Source organism: Thermoanaerobacter sp. X514, from assembly GCF_000019065.1.
Taxonomy (GTDB): Bacteria; Bacillota; Thermoanaerobacteria; order Thermoanaerobacterales; family Thermoanaerobacteraceae; genus Thermoanaerobacter; species Thermoanaerobacter pseudethanolicus.
In genome coordinates, this window is the sequence record NC_010320.1 from 1798974 (window position 1) to 1817500 (window position 18527).

Below are 18527 nucleotides of genomic sequence, written 5' to 3' on the forward strand. Positions count from 1 at the left end.
ATACACTCCTTTTAAAATTTTACTTTTTCTTTTTCAATGACTGCTACACCTATATGGGTATCTGCTGCTCCATAATACACATAATACATGTCATTCACTTCAACTGCACCGCAGCTAAACACCACATTAGGTACCAGCCCATTTATTTCCCAATCAAGCTCTGGCTCTAAAATAGGCTCTTTTTGTCTCGCAATAACCTTTGATGGGTCCTTTAAGTCTAAAAGAGCTACACCAAGTCTGTACACATTGTTGTTATCCACCCCGTGATATATTAAAAGCCATCCATCTTCTCTTTTTATAGGAGGTCCTGCTATGCCAATTTTCTTTGACTCCCATGTGTGAGATTTAGGGGACATTATAATCTTATGGTTATACCAATTTACTAAATCATCAGAATAAGCAATCCAAATATCGGGCATTCTTCTATGGAAAAGCACATACTTACCATTTATTTTTTCGGATAAAAGCGCCGCATCTTTATTGGGTTCATCAAGAACAATTCTGTGTCCTTTCCAATTTTTTAAATCATCAGACCAAACCATACATATTCTAAAATCCAACCAGTCCCTTCCTCCAAAACCTGTATAGAGCATGTAATACTTATTGTCTATTTTTGTAATCCTTGGGTCCTCTACTCCCCAAGCTTCTTGCGGAATCTCACCTACTAAAACAGGTTTGTCAAATCTTTCAAAATTTATACCATCTTCACTTACAGCATATCCAATAGAGGATACAAATTTATATTTTTCTTCTGGCTTTTCAGTATTCAAAACGAATTTATTATTAGAAGCTCTGTAAAACAAGTGAAATTTATTACCTTCATAAATTACTGCTGCATTAAAAACAGCCTCCTTTTCCCATTCATGCTCTTTTATTGGCGACAATATAGGTTTGTTACTAAGTCTTGTTAGCCTGAACATCTTTATAACCCCTTTTCCAGCAAAATTGCAACTACTCCATTAGCCTCTATTGTGAAATTTTCTAAATTAATCTGTCTTCCGCTAATTAAATCTTGTATTTTCTCATTATTTTTTGTTTTTCTACTTATTCTTATTTTAGTATGAATATCTATGTCTTCATGATTTATAAAGAGCACAAGGGTTTTCCCGCCATAATCAAACTCTTTTACTTCAATATAAGGAGATTCTACTTTTACGTTGTATTCTATTCCGCTCAGCTCTTTAGCATACTTATAAATCAAATAAGACCTGTCAGTCTTATATACATCGGGCATATAACTTAAATAGAGCTCAATAGGATACGTAACAAGAATAGCATTCCCTTCGCCATATTTATTCACAACTATTGCCGGGTTATTCTCATCATCATTTGCAATTACACGGCCCGTTGTCGGTTTTGCAATAAGTCTTTTATTAAATTTAAGAGCTTTATAATTTAAATCAATTCCAAGTTCTTCACAATGCATTGATACTGTCTCATTTTTGGGCACCATAGAATATTGCGTTTTAACTCCAAAAACCTCATCAAAACCTTCTAAAGAAATTCCATCGTATGATACATACAAAGTGCCACCATTTTTAACAAAATCCATAATTTTTACCCATTGGTCATAATTTAAATGCCCTTTTCTATAAGCGGAAGGCAGTATAAGCATTTTATACTTACTAAAATCTCCATCAGCTCTTGCCAATTCAACGTCTATACCTGCTTCCTTTGCCAGTATAAAACTATTTAAAAGAATCCTAAAATTTCTCTCTGGAGTATAATCGTTACCTACAAATAAAGCACTATAATACTTATCCGGAATGATTATCGCGGCATCGCACTTTTTGTGTTTTAAGTCCTTATACTCAATTCTATTCATAAATTCAGAATAAGCTTTTATTTCAAGTCCTGCTTTTTTAACTCTTCCATCAACTGCTGTTATACCAAATTGCGTTTCAAAGGGGGTAGAATTATAGGGAAGCCTTTCGCCAACAGAAAAATCTCCAAAGCACCAGGCTATTGCACCTATCGATTCATTCGCAAGAAGGCTATACAGAACCACCTTGTAATAATCTCCCTCTATATCTTCACTCATCATAAGTGTAGTTGCACCAAATTCCTCCAGTAGCACTTCTTTGCCACCCATAGCTTGGGTGAGTTTAGAAGCAAAAGGTGCCATATAAGTGCTTCTTATAGAATTTACAGGGTCTATACATGTATCTGTATAAATTGGATATGCGTGCATACATAGAAAATCGTTGCCTTCTTGCATGTCTTCAGGATAAAAATTATTATCAGTAAGAAGAGATGCCTGGTGTATTCCAAGCGTTACGGGATGATTTTTGTCGTATTTTTTTATCTCATTTGATAAGACATAGTTCCACAGCCAAGCATCATGTCTTGACTCTGCTTTTACATAATTATCTGGCTCATTTGAAAGGTCCCAAAACAAAATAGCAGATTCATCTTTGTACCTCTCAGCAAAAAAGCGTACCAATTTAATTTGATACCTCAACATAAATGAATCACTGTATATATTCCTACCTTCTCTCCACGGCACATCCCAATTCTCACCGCTCATATGCCCCACAAAAAAAGTAGGCGCGATTTTCATATCGACTTCATGACATATCTTAATAAGCTCGTCAAACTTTTTCACCGCTTCCTCTGATATTACATCAGGCTTTGGCTGGAAATCCTCCCAAAAAAGATTTATTCTCATTACATTAATGCCTAAGCTTTTCGCCTCAATAAATTCACTTTTTATCTCATCATAATTCCACTCTTTCCACATTTCAATGCCGTGATTTCTTGGCCAATAATTAGCTCCTATTATAAATTCATCTGCAAATTTTGCCATTTTTCTACCTCCGTCGTACTATTTTTTCTTTTTCTCATATAAAAGTATCAATAATATAGTGAAAACAGAAAATCCCAATGATAACACCACTAATACTAACTCTACGCCATTTTTTTGAAAAAAACTTATCCAAATAAGAGCCAGTACTATTACCAATATTGAAAGAAACATATAAAATTTATTTTTCATATTTTTCACCCTTATTTACTAAAAACATGACATGCTACTTCATGACTTGAATCGATAACAATGAGTTGAGGGTCTTCCTCTAAGCACTTTTCTGTATAATAATTACATGCATGAGCAAAAGGACACCCCTTGCTTTCTGGTGTTCGCACAGGAACTTCATAAGACCTTAATTGTTCCACCACTCTATTCCTAGCTATTTCAGGGTCAGCAATGGGGCTGGAATTTATTAATACTTTAGTATAAGGATGAACTGGATTAGTTAAAACTTCTCTACCTTTTCCTTTTTCGACTATTTTGCCCCCATACAATACCGCAATTTCTCCCTTTTCATAGGTAAAATATTTTGCTGCTCCAATGTCATGCAAAACAAGTATAACGGCAATACCGTATAAATCATTTAAGTCTTTAAAAAGTTTAATTATTGCTGCCCTCAATGACATATCAATCATACTAATCGGTTCATCAGCAATTATCACTTGAGGTTCCGTCGTTAAAGCCCTTGCAATTGCAAGTCTCTGACGTCCTCCTCCTGATAAGTGGTGAGGATATTTATTGAAAAAATATTCTGCAGGAGTTAAACCTACTTTTTCCAGTAATTGTTTTGTCTTTTCATATACCTCTTTCCTATTAATTTTTTGAGCATTTCTAAGAGGGTCTGCGATTATTTTATAGATAGTTTTAGCCGGATGTAAGGAAGCATAAGGGTCCTGATGAATATATTGTACTTTACCTCTTAATAATTTTTTTTCTTTTTCCCTCAGTTTCTGTATATTTTTTTCAAACCAAAGAACTTCACCTTCAGAAGGCAATTCTAAATTAGCCATAATTCGCGCTAAGGTAGTTTTGCCCATTCCACTTTCGCCAACAATAACTAATCTATCTCCTTGTGAAATTTCTAAATTTATATCACTGAGAACAAGTTTATGCTGTTTTTTAAAAAACCCTCGTGAAAAGATTTTACTAATATGATCTATTTTTATCACTTGTTTCATTTCACCTTCCTCCTTCCTTATACAAGTAACATGCTACTTGTGCTCCGTTTTCTGTCTCAATTAATTGCGGCTTTTCCTTCTTGCATATCTCCATCGCATGCTCACATCTTGGATGAAATCTACATCCAGAAGGAGGATTCAATAAACTTGGAGGGTCTCCCGGAATCGGCTTAACTTTTGACATATCTGCATTTACTGCCATAATAGAATTTATCAATCCATTTGTATAGGGATGTAATGGATTTTTGAAAATTTGAAATGTTGAATTATATTCTATCAGATTTCCACCATAAATAACTGCAACATTATCCGCTAATTCGGCTGCTACTGCTATGTCGTGGGTAACAAAAATAAGAGTAATATTTAGCATTTTCTTTAATTCTTTTAAAAGTTGAATAATATGGGCTTGTGTAAGAACATCTAATGCAGAAGTAGGCTCATCTAATATTAAAACTTTAGGTTCCATTAAAAGCGCTAAAGCAATTAAAACTCTTTGTTTCATTCCTCCTGAAAGTTGCAAAGGATAAGCGTATAAAACCACCTCTGGATTTAATCTTACCATTTTTAATTTTTCTGAAGCTTTTTTAATTAACTCATTGTGACTCCAATTTACCCTATGAGCTTCTACTGTGTCTTTAAAATGGTCAATTATCTTCATTGTAGGATTTAAAGATTGCTGAGCTGCCTGAGGTACTAACGCAATTTCTTTCCATTTTATTTTTCTTAACTCTTCATTACTTAGAGTCAATATGTCTTTTCCATTGTATAAAACTTTTCCTGATAAAATTCTTCCATTTGGAGGTAGTGTCTTCGTCATGGCTTCTATAATTGTACTCTTACCAGAAGCACTCTCCCCTACAATAGCTGTAACTGAATTTTCTGGAACCTCAAAAGAAATACCGTCTGCTGCTTTAATCGTACCTTCTCTCACAAGATATACTGCTTTTAAATTTTCTACTTTTATTATTGGATTCAACTTATTCATTCCCCCTAAGCCGTGGGTTGAAAACTTCTTCAACCCCTTGTGATAACAATATTCCGCCGTAAATTAGTAATACTATATTTAAAATTATAAAGAATAAATAGTGAAACCCTTTAGCAGTATACAAGGCTCCCGCTTGGTATAAAGCATAATTTAACATGATTCCCCAATGGGTAGGATCAAACTTGGCTAGTCCTAAAAACATAAGTCCTACTGAAAACTCCATAGCTCCTTTTATCTGCATGACAAAATTTATGAAAATATAAGGAATTAAAAGTTTTGCAATATCACTGAATAAAATATAACTAAGCGGCATATTAAGCATTTTTGACGCTTCTATGAATTCTTTTGATTTAATAGATAAAACCTGAGCTGATATTTGTTTCGCCAATGGTGCCCATAACCATATAGAAACTAATAGAGCTATTTCAACAACATTAAGGTTGTAATTAACAAATATAGCAGCTAGAATCAATAGAGCAGGAAATGACGGAATTACTAGAAAAACCATAATAATAGCATCAATGATTTTACCAGCAATCCCTTCTAAATACCCTCTTGCAACACCAATAACCGTTCCTATTAGCACAGCAAAAAAACTTGCTAATAAAGTAAGAGAAATAACAGACCTAGAACCGTGTACAATTTGTTGGAAAATATCTACTCCAAAATAGTCTGTCCCAAAAGGATGTTTCAAAGAAGGTTTTTGATACCTTTCTGCAAAGTTAGAATTCATATCTAAAGGTACTACAACAGGACCTATTGTAGCCATCAATATATAAAATAGCAATATCATTAACCCAATTAAAGATTTTTTATTTGTTAATAAAGGCTGAATGTAATCATAATAAAAGTTTGCAATATTTTCTTTTTTCATTTCAATTTCACCCTCGGATCAATTAATGCATAAACAAAATCTGCAATAAAAGTTGCTAATATTACTCCTATTACAATTAGAGTAAACAATCCAGTCAATAATCCAAAATCTCTAACAGCTATAGCCTTGCCAAAATAAAATCCTATCCCCGGGTAATTAAAAATAGATTCCACCAACGTCTGGCCTCCTAACATATATCCCACACTAATCGCTAAACTTGCCACTAAAGGCAACATCGCATTATTTCTCACATATTTTGCTGCAATTACAGAATCTCTTAAGCCTCTTGCCTCTGCAAACCTTATAAAATCCTCCTCCATTATTTGGGAAGTGTTACCTCTCATAGCTAAAGTCCAAGAAGCCATTTGAGGTATTGCAATTGCAAGCATTGGGCCTAAAGCATGTAAAAATATTTTCGAAATAAACTCAAGGGAGAAAGAAGGCTCTATATCAACAGGATAAGCGCCTCCTAGCGGCAATACTTTTAATCTAACTGAAAATACAAACAAAATTAAAACCGCTAGTATAAAAGGAGGTATGGCTTGTATTATACTCGAAACTGTAGAAATAATTCCTTCTGTAATTGTAGCTCTTTTTTGTGCTGCAAAAGCTCCTAAAAATATTCCTATTGTAAAACTCAAAAAAGTAGCTAAAGAAATTACAAAAAGAGTCCATGGTAGCGATTCTGCAATTATTTCATTTACACTTGTGTTATAAAAAGCAGAATACCCAAAGTTGCCTTTTAATAGATTTGACACAAATTTTCCATATCTTATAAATATCGATTCATGAGGGTCTATCCCCATCATCTTATGGGATATTTCTAAAGCTTGCTCTATCTGCATATTCCTCTGTTGAGCAATAGAAACAGCCAGGCCATAAGCGGGGTCCCCTGGCATATTGTTTACCAGTACAAATACCCCACTTATGGCAATTACAAACACTATTAATAAATACAAGGTTTTATTTATAAAATAATTCATCTTTACCCCCGCCTATTATTTTGCTGGAACTAATTTACCTGTAGTAATCAATAAATCGTATACCCTTTCAATTCCACCTGGTGCTAAAGACCATATAGCATCATCTTCTGCAGGCCATCCTTTAACTCTATAACCATCATTGTAATAAATGGGCAGTACTTTCTCATATAGCGGTATCACAGGCAAATACTCATTAGTAATATAGGCTAATTGCTGAATTATTTCCATTGCCTTGTTCTCATCCTGCAGGTTCTTCTGCAATTCAAGTGTCAAATCATAGGGGGAAAGTTCTCCCCATGGAGTTTGATATTTGTCTTTTGCAGGGAAATTAGTAATAGCAGAAACGTCTCCATCATACAACCTCTGATACCCAGTCAAAGGATGAGGATAACCCCACCATGCAGAACCAAATTCAATAGCTACATCGTAATCTCCACTTCTCATTACTTGGTCTCTCATACCTTCAGGAATCAATTTCATTTCAACTTTAAATCCAAAATTGTTCAATTGTTGAACTACTTCCTTTGCAGCCAATACCCAATCGTTATGAGGTCCGTATACAGATAAAGTGAAAGCCACTGGTTGTCCGTTAGGTTGTTGCCAGGTATCTCCTACTTTTTTGTAGCCTGCATTCTTTAAAATCTCCTCTGCTGCTGCCACATCCGTGTTATATTTTGTAAGTTTTTGCAATGTATCTTGAGTTACCCATTTTGCTTCCATACTCTTTAATACACCGTCAGCGTAATTTTCATAACTATTTGCTTGCCATACAGAGACATCCCTAATTTTATCTCTATCTAATATATGAGCAATAGCTTTTCTTAAGTTCAGATCTTGAAAGAGCGGTTTCTTAAAATTAAATACTAATGCTATGTCGGACAAGTCAGAAACAGTAAGCACATTTAATTTTGGATTCAATGTTGAAAGTTGTTCTACTACATCTTTTGGCATAGAAGGATGAGCTGCATCAATTTCATTAGATATAAGTGAAGCCCATACAAATTCATTTGAAGACCATTTCTTAAACACAACTTTGTCAATTTTCATTTGCGGATAAGCCCAATAGTATTTATTTGCCTCCAATACCATTTCTGATTGAGTTACTTTAACAGGTTCAAAAGCACCAACTACCGGTAGCTTTCCTAATGTCTTAAAGGGTGAAAAATCATTCACTTGTTTTCTTAATTCGTCTGATTTTTTATCATACTCTGCTTTCATATCCTCTGGCACAGTTTTGCCTTCTGTTTGTAAGTAAAATATCTTTTTCCCTAAATCAGCCACTTCCTGAGCAGATTTAGCAAAATCCCCATATACATGTACAGGCGCTAAGGATGCCATAGCTCCATCTGTAAGCAGTGTGTGTACAAAAGAAGAGGAAGCTGTCTTTGAAAGGGTAAAAATAACTGTATTGTCATCTGGAGCCTCTACAGATTCAATGTCATAAGGCCATTGCCACATAGCCTGTATTAAATTCACCGTATTTATCACATCTTTTGAGGTAAAAGGTTCGCCATCGCTGAACTTTGCATCTTTCCTAAGATTTACTGTAACCTTATTTCCTTCTACTTTCCAACTTTCAGCTAAGCGCGGAATGTATTCCCCTGTTTGAGGAATATAATAGGCAAAAGGCTCATAAGCAAACCACCATGCTCCTCCTATACCTCCTGGGCCAAATGGGTTACCGTGGAAAGGATAGGGCCAATCCGTCGCAAGTCTAAGTTCTCTTGTCTTCTTTACCTCTTCTTGTTGTTTTGCTTCTTGGGATTCCTGTTGAGTAGAATTTGACTGCCCACACCCCACAAAAATACCTGCTGTAAAGAAAACAATTACAAGCAGTGCAATAAATTTTTTAATTTTTTTACTCATTTTTAACCTCTCCCCTCTTTTTTACTTAAAAATATATTTAAAAATTATTTGGAAACGTGGTTAATAAATCTCTTTAACGGACTCTCTTTCTATTAGCTTAACCTCCATCCGTATATGGTCACAGGGCTCTTTTGGATTTTCCATCCTCCACAAAAGTCTTTTTACAGCTTTTTCTCCCATAAGTTCTTTATTTATGCGGATAGTAGTCAAATGCGGTGTCACAATGTTACATATATCAATATCATCAAAGCCAACTACAGAGATATCGTCAGGTACTTTAATACCCAAAATGCTCAATGCATTGTACAAGGTAATAGCAGCACTATCGTTGGAGCATACCCATGCAGTAGGAAGTTTATCTAACTTTGAGATAATATTTGCTACCTCTTTGTAGTTTTTGCTTAAAACATATTGTTCTACCTGTCCTATTACACAATATCCAGGATTTACATTAAATATGGGATCTACATTAAGTCCTGCATTTCTCATCGCCTCGTTAAAGCCTAACCATCTTTCTTTAAAACTTAAAGAAAATCTATTTCACCAAAAAAACCTATTTGAGTATGTCCTTTTCGAATAAGATATTGTGTTGCCATATATGTTCCAGGCATATTTTGAGTTAATACAGCATCTGTACTTATAGTAAATGAAGCATGGTCTACAAGGACAGTTGGTATATCATACTTCAATAATTTTTCCAGATGTTCATCTTTAATAGTACCAACCACTAAAATTCCTGAAACTTTTCTCGTTTCAACACTGGAAGGTACCTGAAAATCATCTTGATTCATGAAGTTTACTAAAATATCGTAATTATTTTTCTTTGCTTCATTCTCTATACCTAAAATTACTTTTGTATAAAAATGAGTATCGCGGAAATTTCTCTCTTCAATCAATAGACAAATATTCCTGAAGTGATTTTTAGCAATAAAAGAGGGATTTTCATCAAAATACCCCATTTCATCAGCTGTTTTTAAAACTATTTTCCTTGTCTCTTCGCTCACCCCCACCTTGTCATTTAAAGCCAGGGACACAGCATTAATTGATAAGTTCAACCTTTCAGCGATATCTTTCATGGTCACTTTTTTCCTTTTAATTGCCGTCAAACTTAACACCTCTAAAAATCGTTTTCTTGTAATAGATTATAAATCATTTGAATTTAATTATCAAGCAAAATTTACTTGAATCATTATAGATTTTACTTGAATTTTGTTTGTTATAATCTTATCTTAACGATTACTTGAAATATATTCACAATAAAGTAGAGAACACAGCACTTTGTCTAATTTATAATTCAAGTAATTTAAAGTAAATTGAATAACCCAATATTATATACTCTAAAAATACAAAATTTCGTGTTATAATTACATCATAGACTCTTTTTGGAGGTAATTTATATGGCAAAGATGAGAATAGATAAACTCTTATCAAATATAGGCATTAAGCACCAAATTTCAAGAATATATATTATCCAAAGGTAACATAAAACACTCATTTAGTCACAAAGGATACCCTTATGATAATGCATGTATAGAATCTTTTCATGCTTCTTTAAAAAAGGAAGAAGTAAATTTAGCTACTTACCATGATTTTGATACTGCCAGACTTGCTATATTTGAGTATATTGAATCTTGGTATAATAGAAAGAGAGTACATAGTAGTATAGGGTATAGACTTTGCAACAATTTGAGGATTTAATTAAAAAGTCAGCATAAAAATTTCGAGTTTTTGTGTCTACTATATTGACATAAATCCATTTCACTTTTTATTGGAAATTCGCTTATTTTTCATTTTTATATTTTTTGGTTAAAGATGCTTATTTCAAAGGCTTAATGCTTAATACTTTCTTGATTTTTATGCTCAAAAAAATATGTAAATTTGCTGGCTGCGGGTATGCGTGTTCATTTTTAAATTTACTCAAATTTGAACTACAAATTGGACTGTTGATTAAATTATGATGTTTAATGAGAAAAATTGCAAGTTTATAAAAGTTTGATATGAGAAATTTTGCAATGTTAAGACAGTAATTATACAATAGCTTATGTATACTGGAAATTGAATTTTAATATGTATATTATGTTTTTATTGCATGTATACTATGTGTATGATATAATGAACTCAAGGAGGATGATTTTCCATGAGAATACAGATAGTTTTTAGAGAAAAAGCTGACAAAGATATAATTGATTGGTATAATAGTCTTCCAGAAGGTGATCGTGCAAATCAGATTAGATTAATTCTTAAAAAACATATTCAGGAAGTAAATGAGAAGAAGAAAGGATGATTAGAATGCCATTATTTGATGAATTAAATCAGTGGTTAGATACACCTTTAATCTGGTTAGTTAAGCATTTAAGACTTGATAACTTGTGGAATTTTATAAAGCCTCTATTTTACACTGTTGTTTTTCATTTAAAACATGCAGATTTTAATTTTATTCTCTTTCGCATTGTAGCTCCAATTGCTTTTATAATACTCATTTGGACATATGTTGTTTTTGGACATATGTTGTTGACTGGATAAAAAATAATAAAGATAAGATAGTTACATACATAAAAGGCTGTGATACTAATTTAAAGGAACTAGTCAAAAATGTATATAAAGACATTTTAAACGACATAAACATGAAGAAATTCACAATAGGAAAGTACGAATTAATGGCGGGTCAGAAAGTAATAATTTTAGCTAACTGGCATGAACAGTATTCGGGAACAATACTTGGCATGAATAATGTTGGTGTAATTTACCTATTGCTGGATGAAAAAAATGGTGATGTTTTTGCTCTGGATATAAGGTCTATAAAAATGTTAAACTTAGTGTAAGAAGATTATAAAGGGGTGTTAATTATGCCTTTACCAAAAAGAGAAGAAATTTATACTTATGAGGATTACTTAAACTGGCCAGAAGAGCAGAGAATAGAATTAATTAATGGGCAAGTTTATTTAATGGCTCCTCCATCAAGAATACATCAAGAAGTTTCAGGTGCAATATATAACCAATTTTATAATTACCTAAAAGATAAAGAATGTAAAGTTTATTATGCACCTTTTGGAGTAAAGTTTCCCTCAGGAAATGAAAAAAGCGATAAAGAAATAAAAACTGTTGTAGAACCTGATATTGTAGTAGTATGTGATAAATCAAAGTTAGATGATGAAGGATGCAAAGGGGCTCCAGATCTAATTGTTGAAATTACATCTCCATCAACTGCAAGGAAAGATAAAATAGAAAAGTTTAATCTGTATGAAAAGCATGGAGTAAAAGAATACTGGATAGTAGAACCTGAAAATAAGATTGTAAGCGTATTTACTCTACAGGAAAATAATAGATATGGCAGACCTGATACATTTACTATAGGAGATAAAATTAAGGTTTCTATCTTTGAAGATCTTGTTATAGACTTAAAAGATGTGTTTAATTATTAAGAAGATAGGCACTATAGATGGTTTTTAGGATATGGATTAAACGAAGAAATACCTCACTTATCTACCTTTGGTAAAAACTATGAAAGGAGATTCAAAAATACAGATATTTTTGAAAAAATATTTACAAAAATACTAGAAGAAGCAATAAAGCACAATTTCATAAATGCAGAAGAAGTATTCATAGACGCAACCCATGTAAAAGCAAGTGCCTATAAGAAAAAATACACCAAAGAAGTAATAGAAAAAGAGAGCATAACATATCAAGCGAAATTAGAAGAAGAGATAGCAAAAGATAGAGAAGCCCATGGGAAAAAGCCATTAAAGCAAATCAAGACAATTTATATCCAAATATAAAGCAAACCCCACTTTTTATATGCAGAAAAAGTGGGGTTTGTCTTCAATCTGACAGGCCTTTTAAAAGCCTGTTAAAATTTGATATCCTTCATTTCTAATATTGCCACGCCTATGACAGTATCCGCACCCCATAATAAACGTAAATAGTATCATCTTTTACTGCATTACCACAACTAAATACAACATTAGGGATGTATCCTTCTTTTTCCCAACCCAGTTCTGGCTCTAAGATAGGTTCTTTTTGCCTTGCAATAACCTTTGATGGATCTTCTAAATCTAAAAGGACTGCTCCCAATCTATACACATTATTGTCATCAGCTGCATGGTATATCAAAAACCAACCGTCCTTTGTCTTAATAGGAGGCCCTCCAATTCCTACTCTCGCACTCTCCCATGTATTTGGAATAGGTTTTAGTATTGGTTTATGGTCGTACCAATTTTTTAAATCATCAGAAAATGCTATCCAAATGTCGGGATATCTCCTGTGCAACATCACATATTTACCATTAATTTTTTCAGGAAATAAAGAGGCGTCTTTATTAGGTTCATCTAAAACTACTCCTTTTCTCTCCCAATCTATAAGGTTTTTGGAGGTAGCCAAACAGATCCTATAGTCATCTTGAAATCTGTCTCCAAAACCTGTGTACATCATATAATAAATGCCGTCAATTTTGACTATCCTTGGGTCTTCTAATCACCATAAGCGGGGTCACCCGGCATATTATTCACTAGAACAAATACCCCGCTTATGGCAATCACAAATACTATTAACAAATATAATGTTCTATTTATAAAATAATTTATCTTTACCCCCGCCTATTATTTTGCTGGAACTAACTTATGTACCAAAACTGGTAAGATAAAACAAAAACACCTAAAGCAAATGCTTTAGGTGTTTTTTATTAATTAACTAATTTAGCTTTATTCATTTTCGTCATCAATATCATTATTATCATAATTGTTATTATCATAATCTCCATTATCATTATCATCTTTGTTTTCATCGTCATTTTGTTGATTGTCTTGAGACTTCAGTTCTTTTTTGTTTTCTTTTTCTTTATTTTCAAGTTTTTTTTGGGTTTTACTATGTTTATCTGTTTCATTATTATTATCATTATTATCATTTTCATCTATACCTTCGAAATCATTATTTTCATCCTGTTTTTTGATTTCTTTATGGTTTTTATTTTCATTATCATTGTCACCATTGTTATTATCGGAATCAATTTCTTCTACGTTATTTTCCTCATCCGCTTTTTTCATTTCGCCTTTAAGCTGTCTTTTTAATGTGGCTTTTTCTTTTATAATTTCGTTTTTCTGTTCAAGAACATTTTTAAATTCTTCTTTGGCAGCATTTAATTTGGCTTCATATTCGGCAACAGCTTGTTGAGCTTTGGCAATAGCTTCTTGATCGCCACTTTCCAAAGCTTTTTGCAGTTCTTCTTTGGCCGCTTCATACTGCTGTTTTATTTCATTTAATTCGTGGCGTTTTTGAACTAAAATTGCCACTGCTTCTTTTTGAGCAATTTGTAGTTCTATTATTTTTGTAATAGTTTCTTTAGCATTATCATTGACCTTTTCTTGGAGTTTCTGTAATACTTCAATGGATTTTTGTTGTTTTTGTTCAAGTTTTTGCTGTAACTCTTTTATTTTTTCAATCTTTTCTTTGTCAGCGTTATCTCCAGCACTTTCAATTATTTTTTCGGCAATTTGTGTTGCTTCATTCATTTTCTGGTTGTAATCTTTGAGGGTTTTTTCTGCTAAGTCCTGTTTACCTTTTTCAACCATAACTTCCGATTCTCCTAATCTTTCATTGGCGACATCGGCGATTTTTTCAGCTTTTGTTTCATCAGAAAAAGATAAAGCAATACTTAGTTCGTCAATGGCTTTATCAACTGGATATAATATACTGTCAGGAGTAATTCCAGCTTGATCTTTTAATGTAATATCGTTAGCTTTAGCAATGCCAACTGAAAAAGTAAGCAGTAACCCAACTATTAAAGAAGTAGTTTTTTTCATTAGATTTTTTGCTTTCACAGTATCAACCCCCTTGCTAAATCGTTTGTATTTTTCTTTTATATTTATATACGATAACTTAAATAGAATTTCAGGGGGTAACCTGCAAAAAAATAATTTTTTTTCGTAAATAATTACGAAAGGAGAAATGTCAGGGGTGGAATTATTTAAAGATAGAGATGAATTTATTACAAAAAATAAAGGTTTTATATACAATGTTGCCAGTTCTGTATGTGGCAAAAAGCTTGACTGGCATAATGATGATGAATTAAGCATTGCAATGATTGCTTTCAACAAAGCGATTGATACTTACACTAAAGAAAAAGGAAATTTTTACAATTATGCTAGAGTTTTAATTAAAAATGCACTTATAGACTACTTTAGAAAAAATAAAAACATGCCATATCTTATTTTTGAACTGGATAAACAAAACGGCAAGAAGAACTATGCCGAAAATGAAATTGAACTTATACAAGAAAACTTAATTTTGTAGCAGTCTATAATACGGTAGTTGCTTCTGTAATTGTGGATATCAACCCTTCTGTTCAACTTGATATTAACCGCTGGAATAGGGTAATTTCTTACAAGCCTCTAAATAATGACGGGAAAGAAGTTTTGAAGGATATAAATTTAAAAAACAAAGATATAGAAGAAGCTATTGATAAAGTAGTAGAACAATCTATAAAGAAAAAATATATTAATGACAGTTATAAAATTTATTCTAATACCAACAAAAAAATCCGTATTACTATTTATAGTAAAAAAGAAATTAAGTTAAACTTGGTAAAAGCAGAACAGAAAATCAGTCAGAAACTGCACTTTGCCTAATTTATAATTCAAGTAGTTTAAAGTAAGTTGAATAAACCGACAATTTTCATGTACTCTAATAACAAAAAGTTTTGTGTTATAATCACAATATAGAATAAGTGCGGAGGTAATTTATATGGCAAAAATGAGAATAGATAAACTTTTATCGAATATAGGCATTGGTACCAGAAAAGAGGTTAAAAAATTCATTAAAGAAGGTCTTGTATTGGTAAATGGAAATACAGTAAAAGATGCTGGTTTAATTATCAACACTGAAACTGACGAGATTCTATTTGATGGCAAAAAAATCTATTACAAGGAATTTATATATATTATGATGAATAAACCAGAAGGAGTTATTAGCGCTACTTATGATCCTATAGAAAAAACTGTTATTGACTTATTACCTCAAGAATTAAAAGCTCGAAATCCCTTTCCAGTAGGAAGACTTGATAAAGATACAGAAGGATTACTTCTTATAACTAATGACGGAGATTTGGCACATAAGCTTTTATCTCCAAAAAAGAATGTTATAAAAAAATATTATGCTAAAATATTAGGCTTTGTCAATGAAAGCGACATTAAAGCTTTCAATGAAGGCATTGTACTTGAAGATGGGTATAAAACTCTTCCCGCAAACCTCGAAATTCTTTCTTCTTCTGATGTGTCGAAAGTTTACGTTTATATAAGAGAAGGAAAATACCACCAAATAAAAAGAATGTTTGAATCAGTCGGTAAAAAGGTCATATACCTTAAAAGATTGGCAATGGGTAATCTCACCCTTGACGAAAATCTAAAACCTGGGGAGTGGAGAGAATTGTCTGAAGAAGAGCTATCTTTCCTGAAAAAGTCGATATAAAAAATAAGACTTTCACCAAAGCCTTTCAAATAAATCCTCCGTCTACTGTTATGACTTGCCCTGTTATGAAGTTTGCTTTGTCAGATAATAAAAACAATACAGCATTTGCTACATCTTGGGGTTTCCCTATGCTCATAAGTGGTATATCCTCAATTAAATGATTTTTATCTTCGGCATTTAAAATGTCATTCATCTTAGTATCAATTACTCCAGGAGCAATACAATTAACTCTTATCTTAGAAGGCCCTAACTCTTTTGCCAAAGACTTTGTAAAAGCTATTATTCCTCCTTTAGATGCCGAATAATGTACTTCACAGGAAGCACCGGAAATACCCCAAATTGAAGAAATGTTTATTATACTCCCATGTTTTTGAGGCAACATATACCTCAAAACACTTTGTGTGCAATTGAAAAGACCTTTTAAATTGACATTCATCATCCTATCCCAATCTTCTTCTGTTATTTCTATAAATGGTTTGATTTGGGCAATTCCTGCATTATTTATAAGATAGTCAATGCGACCAAATTTATTGTAAATATTATCGATCATATCGTCTACTTGTCGTCTGTCCGAAACATCTGCTTTAAAAATTTCCGCATAACTAAAATTACTTTTTATATACTCTTTTAGTTTTACTGCTTGCTCATAACTGTTATTATAATGTATTGCTATAGAAGCTCCTTCTTTTGCAAGCTCTATACAAATTTCTCTACCTATATCTCCTGCGCCGCCTGTTACAATTGCTACTTTGCCATTTAGCATCATTTTCACCTTCTAAAATTGATAAACTTCGTTTTGTATTTTATAAAAAAATAAAAATATGTCAATACTTTATTAAAAAATTAAATTGCATTGGGCACCAAAATGGCGCTAAAAAAAGGTTCTGGCACTTTATGAAATGCTCAGAACCTTTCATTTCACTGGAGCGGATGACGGGATTCGAACCCGCGATCCTCGGCTTGGGAAGCCGATGCTCTACCGCTGAGCCACATCCGCATCTCTTAAAAGTTGGCTCCTCAGGTAGGACTCGAACCTACAGCCTACCGGTTAACAGCCGGTTGCTCCACCATTGAGCTACTGAGGAATATTTTAATTCCGGCAGCGACCTACTCTCCCGCGAAAGCAGTACCATCGGCGCTGGAGGGCTTAACTAGCACCCCAGCCGGTCTTGCGACCGTCTGGGGGCCCCTTGTGGACCGTGTTCGGAATGGGAACGGGTGTTTCCCCTCCGCTATCGCCACCGGAAATCTAGACCCTCAAAACTGCACAAAGCCTTATCGGTCAAGTCCTCGACTGATTAGTACCGGTCAGCTAAGAGTGTTTCCACTCTTACACCCCCGGCCTATCTACCTCGTAGTCTTCGAGGTGTCTTACCCCTCTCGGATGGGAAACCTAATCTTGAGGCGGGCTTCACGCTTAGATGCTTTCAGCGTTTATCCCTTCCGAACTTGGCTACCCAGCTGTGCACCTGGCGGTGCAACTGGTACACCATCGGTTCGTCCACCCCGGTCCTCTCGTACTAGGGGCAGTGCCTCTCAAGTTTCCTACGCCCGCGACGGATAGGGACCGAACTGTCTCACGACGTTCTGAACCCAGCTCGCGTACCGCTTTAATGGGCGAACAGCCCAACCCTTGGGACCTACTTCAGCCCCAGGATGCGATGAGCCGACATCGAGGTGCCAAACCTCCCCGTCGATGTGGACTCTTGGGGGAGATCAGCCTGTTATCCCCGGGGTAGCTTTTATCCGTTGAGCGACGGCGTTCCCACTCACTGCCGCCGGATCACTAAGCCCGACTTTCGTCCCTGCTCGAGATGTCTCTCTCGCAGTCAGGCTACCTTCTGCCTTTGCACTCTTTCGCGCGATTCCCGTCCGCGCTGAGGTAACCTTTGGGCGCCTCCGTTACCCTTTAGGAGGCGACCGCCCCAGTCAAACTGCCCACCTGCCATTGTCCCTACGCCGGTTTCACGGCTATAGGTTAGAATTCCGGTAATCCCAGGGTGGTATCCCAACGTCGACTCCAGTAAGGCTGGCGCCCTACCTTCTCTGTCTCCCACCTATCCTGTACAAGAATTACCAAAATCCAGTGACAGGCTACAGTAAAGCTCCACGGGGTCTTTCTGTCCAATCGCGGGTAACTCGCATCTTCACGAGTACTACAATTTCACCGGGCCCCTCATCAAGACAGCGCCCAAGTCGTTACGCCTTTCGTGCGGGTCGGAACTTACCCGACAAGGAATTTCGCTACCTTAGGACCGTTATAGTTACGGCCGCCGTTCACTGGGGCTTCGGTTCAGTGCTCTCACACTTCCCCTTAACCTTCCAGCACCGGGCAGGCGTCAGCCCCTATACTTCGTCTTCCGACTTAGCAGAG

15 protein-coding genes, 2 tRNA genes, 2 rRNA genes and 5 pseudogenes (1 of these 24 only partly in view) are annotated in these 18527 nt (G+C 34.5%); 8 read left to right on the forward strand and 16 right to left on the reverse strand.

What is annotated here, in order from left to right:
• Positions 1–11: 11 nt before the first annotated feature.
• From TETH514_RS09005 to TETH514_RS13165, 8 genes and pseudogenes are all read right to left on the reverse strand, one after another.
• Positions 12–920, reverse strand: coding sequence for a glycosidase (locus TETH514_RS09005; RefSeq protein ID WP_009052015.1), 909 nt, complete (start codon positions 918–920; stop codon positions 12–14).
• Between the two features lie 2 nt (positions 921–922).
• Complete coding sequence (locus TETH514_RS09010) at positions 923–2806, reverse strand: beta-galactosidase trimerization domain-containing protein (RefSeq protein ID WP_009052016.1); 1884 nt, start codon at positions 2804–2806, stop codon at positions 923–925.
• 200 nt (positions 2807–3006) lie between these two features.
• Positions 3007–3987, reverse strand: coding sequence for an ABC transporter ATP-binding protein (locus TETH514_RS09015; RefSeq protein WP_009052017.1), 981 nt, complete (start codon positions 3985–3987; stop codon positions 3007–3009).
• Position 3988: 1 nt separating this feature from the next.
• Positions 3989–4963, reverse strand: a complete 975-nt coding sequence (locus TETH514_RS09020; RefSeq protein WP_009052018.1) for an ABC transporter ATP-binding protein — start codon at positions 4961–4963, stop codon at positions 3989–3991.
• 1 nt (position 4964) lies between these two features.
• The gene (locus TETH514_RS09025) at positions 4965–5846 is read right to left on the reverse strand and encodes an ABC transporter permease (protein ID WP_009052019.1); all 882 of its coding nucleotides are present in this window, start codon (positions 5844–5846) and stop codon (positions 4965–4967) included.
• Positions 5843–6829, reverse strand: coding sequence for an ABC transporter permease (locus tag TETH514_RS09030; protein WP_009052020.1), 987 nt, complete (start codon positions 6827–6829; stop codon positions 5843–5845). The genes TETH514_RS09025 and TETH514_RS09030 overlap by 4 nt, the downstream gene beginning before the upstream one ends.
• A 15-nt stretch (positions 6830–6844) precedes the next feature.
• Positions 6845–8695 carry an ABC transporter substrate-binding protein gene (locus TETH514_RS09035; RefSeq protein ID WP_009052021.1) on the reverse strand — a complete coding sequence of 617 codons (1851 nt, stop codon included), beginning with the start codon at positions 8693–8695 and terminating at the stop codon, positions 6845–6847.
• 60 nt (positions 8696–8755) lie between these two features.
• Positions 8756–9801, reverse strand: a pseudogene (locus TETH514_RS13165) (LacI family DNA-binding transcriptional regulator).
• 361 nt (positions 9802–10162) lie between these two features.
• Between TETH514_RS13165 and TETH514_RS12375 the strand changes: the two are divergent.
• The 5 genes and pseudogenes from TETH514_RS12375 to TETH514_RS12380 form a co-directional block, all read left to right on the forward strand.
• Positions 10163–10410 (forward strand): annotated as a pseudogene (locus tag TETH514_RS12375) (integrase core domain-containing protein); the annotation flags it as partial.
• 422 nt (positions 10411–10832) lie between these two features.
• Positions 10833–10979 carry a hypothetical protein gene (locus tag TETH514_RS12760; protein WP_009052022.1) on the forward strand — a complete coding sequence of 49 codons (147 nt, stop codon included), beginning with the start codon at positions 10833–10835 and terminating at the stop codon, positions 10977–10979.
• A gap of 196 nt (positions 10980–11175) precedes the next feature.
• Positions 11176–11517, forward strand: a complete 342-nt coding sequence (locus TETH514_RS09050; protein WP_009052024.1) for a hypothetical protein — start codon at positions 11176–11178, stop codon at positions 11515–11517.
• Positions 11518–11541: 24 nt separating this feature from the next.
• Positions 11542–12117 carry a Uma2 family endonuclease gene (locus TETH514_RS09055; RefSeq protein ID WP_009052025.1) on the forward strand — a complete coding sequence of 192 codons (576 nt, stop codon included), beginning with the start codon at positions 11542–11544 and terminating at the stop codon, positions 12115–12117.
• A gap of 12 nt (positions 12118–12129) precedes the next feature.
• A pseudogene (locus TETH514_RS12380) lies at positions 12130–12456 on the forward strand (transposase); the annotation flags it as partial.
• Between the two features lie 86 nt (positions 12457–12542).
• Here the strand turns inward: TETH514_RS12380 and TETH514_RS09060 are convergent.
• From TETH514_RS09060 to TETH514_RS09065, 3 genes and pseudogenes are all read right to left on the reverse strand, one after another.
• Positions 12543–13165: pseudogene (locus TETH514_RS09060) on the reverse strand (glycosidase); the annotation flags it as partial.
• A gap of 2 nt (positions 13166–13167) precedes the next feature.
• A pseudogene (locus tag TETH514_RS13170) lies at positions 13168–13275 on the reverse strand (ABC transporter permease); the annotation flags it as partial.
• Positions 13276–13392: 117 nt separating this feature from the next.
• Positions 13393–14508, reverse strand: coding sequence for a DUF5667 domain-containing protein (locus TETH514_RS09065; RefSeq protein ID WP_009052026.1), 1116 nt, complete (start codon positions 14506–14508; stop codon positions 13393–13395).
• A gap of 127 nt (positions 14509–14635) precedes the next feature.
• Between TETH514_RS09065 and TETH514_RS09070 the strand changes: the two genes are divergently transcribed.
• The 3 genes from TETH514_RS09070 to TETH514_RS09080 all read left to right on the forward strand — a co-directional run bounded on the left by TETH514_RS09070 (position 14636) and on the right by TETH514_RS09080 (position 16153).
• A complete protein-coding gene (locus TETH514_RS09070; protein ID WP_012268737.1) occupies positions 14636–14980 on the forward strand; it encodes a sigma-70 family RNA polymerase sigma factor in 345 nt (114 codons plus the stop codon).
• Positions 14981–15012: 32 nt separating this feature from the next.
• Entirely contained in the window at positions 15013–15315 is a 303-nt protein-coding gene (locus TETH514_RS09075) for a hypothetical protein (RefSeq protein ID WP_003868611.1), read from the forward strand.
• Between the two features lie 115 nt (positions 15316–15430).
• Entirely contained in the window at positions 15431–16153 is a 723-nt protein-coding gene (locus TETH514_RS09080) for a pseudouridine synthase (RefSeq protein WP_009052028.1), read from the forward strand.
• A gap of 25 nt (positions 16154–16178) precedes the next feature.
• Here the strand turns inward: TETH514_RS09080 and ymfI are convergent, their stop codons facing one another.
• The 5 genes from ymfI to TETH514_RS09105 all read right to left on the reverse strand — a co-directional run.
• Positions 16179–16916 carry an elongation factor P 5-aminopentanone reductase gene (gene ymfI / locus TETH514_RS09085; protein ID WP_012268738.1) on the reverse strand — a complete coding sequence of 246 codons (738 nt, stop codon included), beginning with the start codon at positions 16914–16916 and terminating at the stop codon, positions 16179–16181.
• A gap of 159 nt (positions 16917–17075) precedes the next feature.
• Positions 17076–17150 (reverse strand) — tRNA-Gly (locus TETH514_RS09090).
• Between the two features lie 13 nt (positions 17151–17163).
• Positions 17164–17238: transfer RNA gene (locus TETH514_RS09095), tRNA-Asn, on the reverse strand.
• A gap of 9 nt (positions 17239–17247) precedes the next feature.
• Positions 17248–17399: ribosomal RNA gene (gene rrf, locus TETH514_RS09100) — 5S ribosomal RNA — on the reverse strand.
• A 32-nt stretch (positions 17400–17431) separates the two neighbouring features.
• Positions 17432–18527 (reverse strand): 23S ribosomal RNA (locus TETH514_RS09105) (it continues 2202 nt past the right edge of the window).

Excerpts from the sequence above, each read along its gene's own strand:
- TETH514_RS09005 (WP_009052015.1), bottom strand. The coding sequence starts at position 920 with ATGTTCAGGCTAACAAGACTTAGTAACAAACCTATATTGTCGCCAATA.
- TETH514_RS09010 (WP_009052016.1), bottom strand. The coding sequence starts at position 2,806 with ATGGCAAAATTTGCAGATGAATTTATAATAGGAGCTAATTATTGGCCA.
- TETH514_RS09015 (WP_009052017.1), bottom strand. The coding sequence starts at position 3,987 with ATGAAACAAGTGATAAAAATAGATCATATTAGTAAAATCTTTTCACGA.
- TETH514_RS09025 (WP_009052019.1), bottom strand. The coding sequence starts at position 5,846 with ATGAAAAAAGAAAATATTGCAAACTTTTATTATGATTACATTCAGCCT.
- TETH514_RS09030 (WP_009052020.1), bottom strand. The coding sequence starts at position 6,829 with ATGAATTATTTTATAAATAAAACCTTGTATTTATTAATAGTGTTTGTA.
- TETH514_RS09035 (WP_009052021.1), bottom strand. The coding sequence starts at position 8,695 with ATGAGTAAAAAAATTAAAAAATTTATTGCACTGCTTGTAATTGTTTTC.
- TETH514_RS12760 (WP_009052022.1), top strand. The coding sequence starts at position 10,833 with ATGAGAATACAGATAGTTTTTAGAGAAAAAGCTGACAAAGATATAATT.
- TETH514_RS09055 (WP_009052025.1), top strand. The coding sequence starts at position 11,542 with ATGCCTTTACCAAAAAGAGAAGAAATTTATACTTATGAGGATTACTTA.
- TETH514_RS09070 (WP_012268737.1), top strand. The coding sequence starts at position 14,636 with ATGTCAGGGGTGGAATTATTTAAAGATAGAGATGAATTTATTACAAAA.
- TETH514_RS09080 (WP_009052028.1), top strand. The coding sequence starts at position 15,431 with ATGGCAAAAATGAGAATAGATAAACTTTTATCGAATATAGGCATTGGT.
- ymfI (WP_012268738.1), bottom strand. The coding sequence starts at position 16,916 with ATGCTAAATGGCAAAGTAGCAATTGTAACAGGCGGCGCAGGAGATATA.